This is a genomic window from Zoogloea sp. (genome assembly GCF_028689785.1).
In the GTDB taxonomy this organism is placed as follows: domain Bacteria; phylum Pseudomonadota; class Gammaproteobacteria; order Burkholderiales; family Rhodocyclaceae; genus Zoogloea.
Map to the genome: position 1 here is coordinate 18,819 of NZ_JAQVCN010000072.1, position 2,936 is coordinate 21,754.

4 protein-coding genes and 1 pseudogene are annotated in these 2,936 nt (G+C 66.2%); all 5 read left to right on the forward strand.

The genetic code is table 11. The features are described 5' to 3' along the window. The coding region (locus PHI64_RS20575; RefSeq protein WP_299887231.1) for an aldehyde dehydrogenase family protein at nt 1–982 on the forward strand (982 nt) is incomplete at its 5' end. Then, complete coding sequence (locus tag PHI64_RS20580; RefSeq protein WP_299887234.1) at nt 982–1,185, forward strand: hypothetical protein; 204 nt, start codon at nt 982–984, stop codon at nt 1,183–1,185. The genes PHI64_RS20575 and PHI64_RS20580, both read left to right, overlap by 1 nt. Nucleotides 1,186–1,194: 9 nt before the next feature. Continuing rightward, nucleotides 1,195–1,977 (forward strand): 2-oxopent-4-enoate hydratase, encoded by a 783-nt coding sequence (gene dmpE / locus PHI64_RS20585; protein WP_299887237.1) that lies wholly within the window; start codon nt 1,195–1,197, stop codon nt 1,975–1,977. Between the two features lie 7 nt (nt 1,978–1,984). Further along, nucleotides 1,985–2,779 carry an SDR family oxidoreductase gene (locus PHI64_RS20590; RefSeq protein ID WP_299887240.1) on the forward strand — a complete coding sequence of 265 codons (795 nt, stop codon included), beginning with the start codon at nt 1,985–1,987 and terminating at the stop codon, nt 2,777–2,779. Nucleotides 2,780–2,809: 30 nt separating this feature from the next. Then, a pseudogene (locus tag PHI64_RS20595) lies at nt 2,810–2,936 on the forward strand (acetaldehyde dehydrogenase (acetylating)); the annotation flags it as partial.

Consider the following 2,936-nt stretch of genomic DNA (forward strand, 5'->3'; position numbering starts at 1 on the left):
GATGACCTGGAAGGTGGGTCCGGCCTTGGCCTGCGGCAACGCCGTGGTGGTCAAGCCGTCGGAGGAAACCCCCCAGACCGCCACCCTGCTGGGCGAGGTGATGAACGCCGTCGGCATTCCCAAGGGGGTGTACAACGTGGTGCACGGTTTCGGGCCCGACTCTGCTGGTGAGTTCCTGACCCGCCACCCGGGCGTCAATGCCATTACCTTCACCGGCGAGACCCGCACCGGCGCAGCCATCATGAAGGCTGCTGCCGATGGCGCCCGGCCGGTGTCCCTGGAGATGGGTGGCAAGAACCCGGCCATCGTCTTCGCCGATGCGGATCTGGATGCGGCCATCGAAGGCACTCTGCGTTCCTGCTTCGCCAACTGCGGCCAGGTTTGCCTGGGCACCGAGCGGGTGTATGTGGAGCGGCCCCTGTTCGATGCTTTTGTGGCACGCCTCAAGCAGGGCGCCGAGAACCTGGTCATCGGCACCCCCGACAAGGCCGACACCGGCCTGGGTCCGCTGATCTCCAAGGAACACCAGGAGAAGGTGCTGGGCTACTACCGCAAGGCGGTGGAGGAGGGCGCCACGGTGGTGACGGGTGGCGATGTGCCCGACATGCCTGCCGAGCTCAGGGACGGCGCCTGGGTGCAGCCCACCATCTGGACCGGCCTCGGTGACACCGCCGCCATCGCCCGGGAAGAGATCTTCGGCCCCTGCACCCTGGTGATGCCCTTCGACAGCGAGGAAGAGGTCGTGCGCAGGGCCAACAGCACCCAATACGGCCTGGCCGCATCGGTGTGGACCAAGGATGTGACCCGCGCCCATCGCGTTGCCGGCCATCTGGAAGTGGGCCTGGTGTGGGTGAACTCGTGGTTCCTGCGCGATCTGCGTACCCCTTTCGGCGGCGCCAAGCAGTCGGGCATTGGCCGCGAGGGTGGCGTGCATTCCCTGGAGTTCTACACCGAACTCAAGAATATCTGCGTGAAGCTGTGATGAGCGCCAGCGCCACTCGCCCGGAAATCGGCCGCAGTGTGCTGGTGGCTGGCCGCCACACCAAGGTCCATGACCTGGGCACTGGCGTGCTGCCGCGGCTGCTCCACGTTTCCGGACCAGGCGTGACGGCCTGGGCCAACGGGTGCCTGGCAGGCGAGTTCCTGGCCGAAGCCGACGACGACGAACCCCAACCGCTTTCCTGAGAGACCTCCATGGACAAGGCCCTGATCACCCAGCTTGGCGATGAACTTTACGAAGCCCTCGTCAAGCGCGAAACCGTGCTACCCCTGAGCGAGCGCCACCCCGAGATCATCATCGAGGATGCCTACCAGATCCAGCAGCAGATGATCGCCCGCCGGCTGGCTGCCGGTGAACGCGTGGTCGGCAAGAAGATCGGCGTGACCTCCAAGGTGGTGATGAACATGCTCAATGTCCATCAGCCCGACTTCGGCTGGCTGCTGGACGGCATGGTGTACAACGAAGGCGAGGCCATCCCCGTCAGCACCCTGATCCAGCCCAAGGCCGAAGGCGAGATCGCCTTCCTGATGAAGAAGGACCTGATGGGCCCGGGCCTCACCGCCACCGACATCCTGGCTGCCACCGAAGGGGTGATGGCCTGCTTCGAGATTGTCGACAGCCGCGTCAAGGACTGGAAGATCAAGATCCAGGACACCGTCGCCGACAACGCCTCCTGTGGCGTGCTGGTGCTGGGCGACCGCATCGTCGACCCGCGCAAGGTGGATCTGGCCACCTGCGGCATGGTGCTCGAGAAGAACGGCGAGATCGTCGGTACCGGCTCGGGCGCGGCCGCCCTGGGCCACCCCTGCAATGCCATGGCCTGGCTGGCCAACACCCTGGGCCGTCTCGGCATCGGCATCAAGGCCGGCGACATCGTGCTGTCCGGCTCCCTCGCTGCGCTGATCCCCGTTACCGCCGGCGACAGCCTGCGGGTGAGCATCGGCGGTATCGGCGGCTGTTCCGTGCGCTTCAGCTGAGGTCGCCATGGATCTTCAACTCACCGGCAAGCGCGCCCTCGTCACCGGCTCCACCGCCGGCATCGGTTTTGCCATCGCCTGCGCCCTGGCGGCCGAAGGCGCCCACGTCACCCTCAATGGCCGCAGCCGCTCCGGCGTCTCCGCGGCCGTGGTGCGCCTGATTGAAGCGGTGCCCGGCGCCCGGGTCGATGGTGTGGCCGCCGACCTGTCCTCCGCGGCGGGCTGCGAGGCCCTTACCGCCACCTGCGCCGACGTGGACATCCTGGTCAATAACCTGGGCATCTTCGATCCCCGGCCCTTCGAAGAGATTCAGGACATCGAGTGGTTCAACTTCTTCGAGACCAACGTGATGAGCGGGGTGCGCCTGTCACGCCACTACCTGCCGGCCATGAAGGCCCGTGACTGGGGGCGCATCGTCTTCATCTCCAGTGAGTCGGGTATTTGCCCGCCGGCCGAGATGGTGCATTACGGCATGAGCAAGTCGGCCCAGCTGTCGGTGGCGCGGGGCATGGCCGAGACCTGTGTCGGCTCCGGTGTCACCGTCAATTCGGTGCTGCCCGGCCCGACCCGCACCGAGGGCGTCGGCACCTTCTTCTCGCGCCTGGCGGAAGAGCAGGGCGTGTCGCTGGAGCAGGCCGAGCAGGATTTCTTCGCCAATGCCCGCCCCACGTCCCTGATCAAGCGCTTCATCGAACCTGCCGAGGTGGCCAGTCTGGTCGCCTACGTGTGCAGCCCCCTTGCATCTGCCACCCACGGCGCGGCCCTGAAAGTCGAGGGCGGTGTGGTGCGCAGCCTGATCTAAACCTTCGCGACCCGAAAAGGAACAACAGCGATGACCCAGAAAATCAAATGCGCCCTGATCGGCCCGGGCAACATCGGGACCGACCTGCTGGCCAAGCTTCAGCGAAGCCCGGTGCTGGAACCGGTGTGGATGGTGGGGATCGACCCCGACTCCGACG